Origin of the sequence: Escherichia sp. E2562, assembly GCF_005781075.1 — a bacterium.
In the GTDB taxonomy this organism is placed as follows: Bacteria; Pseudomonadota; Gammaproteobacteria; order Enterobacterales; family Enterobacteriaceae; genus Escherichia.
Map to the genome: position 1 here is coordinate 1 of NZ_VATM01000037.1, position 2,529 is coordinate 2,529.

At 42.1% G+C, this 2,529-nt stretch carries 1 protein-coding gene; it reads right to left on the bottom strand.

Annotated features, from left to right (window positions below):
- Positions 1-1,727 (bottom strand): autotransporter outer membrane beta-barrel domain-containing protein (locus FEK43_RS22615; protein WP_240783153.1); only part of this gene is annotated, 1,727 nt, incomplete at its 3' end.
- Between the last annotated feature and the right edge of the window lie 802 nt (positions 1,728-2,529).

The following is a 2,529-nucleotide window of genomic DNA, read 5'->3' on the forward strand; positions in this document are numbered from 1 at the left end:
CGGGTATTAAACAGCGTATTTGCCGCCTGAATATTGGCCAGATAGCTACCAATTTCCGGGCGATACAGATGTTTTCGTTCTGGTTGTGGAACAGATGGCGTAACAGGCGGCTCCGGTGTCACTGGCGGTTCTGGTGTTACAGGGGGCTCAGGTGTTACAGGTGGCTCAGGATCGGGGTCCGGGATGACGGGTAGTACCGGAGTATACGGTCCTGCGGGAATTTCACTGGTTAAAAACCAGTTCTGGTTGTCGCTTTTTACCACGTTGTAGTCATAGGGACCGGCAACAATACGACCTTCTTTACTGAAAACGCCCTCTGACAGGCCGTCAACCTCGACAATTTTTATTCCTTCCAGAGTATCCGCGCCCAGACCGCCTGCATTGTTGACCATAATGCGGGTGCTACCGGAAGTATCACCTTTTATGATGAGTTTATCCGTTACGGAATTATCATCGCCTAATACAGTATGCATGACTAACAGGCCATCATCGGCGGTGTAGTTGCCGTTAATGGTCAGCGTGGTCGGCGTGAACTCGTGACCCTGTTCATACGAAGACAACGTTGTTGTTCCAGCCAGCGCCAGAGTATTTAATGTTTGCGAATAAGTGTTTAAATCGAGATGGCCTTCACTGTCGACAATATAATCGGAGTTGGGGCTGAAGGTATTTTCTTTACCTGCGCGTAAACTGCCTTTGGTTATATTGGTATCACCAGCATAGCTATTGGAACCAGATAATGTTGTCGTTCCTGAGCCAACTTGATTAATCTGGCCGTTCCCCTGAATATCGGAGGCCAGCAGAAAATCGGTACTGGAGTGATTAAAGTTTACTATCGACGTGGAGGAAGGATCTACGGCTCCCAAATGAATAAATGGCGTATTAATCGAACCAGCAGGCTGTTCAGCCTCACCTTGCGCACCACCAATATTTAAAACGCCTGTGGCGCCAGGTGCGAGAGTAACCCAGATAAACGAATTGGCATTGATTGTTGCACCATTATTAACGGTAAGGATACCGGTAGTATTAAAAGCAACATCTGGGCTGAATCCACCAAGATAAACATATTCAGCATTCAATGTTGAATTTTTACCATCAACCAGAACCTCGCCATAACTATTACGATTTTTTGATGCACTATTGCCTGGATAAGCATATCCAATAGCTACCTGAGCTGAGGTAGTGAGTGTACCGCCATTCGTAATACGTAAATTGCCGATTCCCTGATCGCCAACAATAGCAATGTTAGAGGAAACCGATGAGTCTTCCCCATCAATAACCATCAACCCTTTGGCATCACCATAATACTCGCCAATCCTTAGTTCCTTCAGGTCACTTATCTTACTGCCTTCTAACACATATACCGTGCCGGAACCTTCATTTGTACCCAAATACAAGTTGGATGAAGAACTAGTAAACTGCCAGTTGGTATGGTTGGATAAAGTGAGGGAACCTTCAGAGTTATTACCTACGGTAGCACTGGCAGTAATAAATGAAAGATTATCAATGAGTAATGAGCCATTAGAATCTTTACCTACAGTCAAAGAAGTAAAATTATTCCATCCGGGATCGTAACCTTCAGAGGCAATAATTTTTGCTTCTTCGCCATTATTAATGATAACAACGCTATTTAGCTCTGTGGGTGGGGGTACGGCCAGGGATATGGGTGTAAATAATACCGTTGAAATGGCTATCGCCCGTGTCGATAAGCTGTTTTTTGCTGATTTCATATCACTCACTTTCATCCTTAAATTTAAATGGCGAGATGTTTCTTATTGCACTATTTTTCTTCCTGAAGCCTTGTAAGGCGTAAACATGCAAGTTGCTAAATAAGAATATCTGTAATATTAGATGCAATAAATTTATTAAAGTGTTAGTTGTTCATTGTATTGATTGGTTTTAGTGGTTTGTACGTGGAGTTAATGTGGTTTTTTTATGTCGTTTAGGAAAAACACATCTAATAATCCTAAACTTTATGTAAGTGAAATAAAGAAAAGGTATGGAAATTACATTAATAGATGGTTGGTGGCTTTTTTGTTCAGAAAAGTAATGTGGTTTGTGTGAATTTTATATTGGATTTTAGCGGAAGCAGGAATTTGAGATTTTTATGAAAATTAATTTAAGGAACACCAGCGATAATTGTCATGAGCGTTATTAAACAACAGGAGAGATGTGGCTATTGTTGAGAAAAATACAAATACAATCCCTTTTTCTGTAGATTTTTCCTGAACGCTGAACCACTTATTAATCAACCCTGATGATGACTGTTATCTTCAGGGTATTGCCCTAATCACACATCATGGCCGGGTACGACGGTAGCGTAAGAGAGGCCGGATATACGAATGCAACTAACTTCCGTTACACAGATGAAAAATAACTTGCACAACGGGAGGGGCTATATATGGCGTGCAAAGGAGCCATAGTGATTTCACTCATAAATAAGCTGAATTAACTTCATCATATTTATAGCTGAATGCGAGCGCGATCATAAAGACCAGGGTTCGAAAAAGAGTGCCACCTGTACGTGACAGG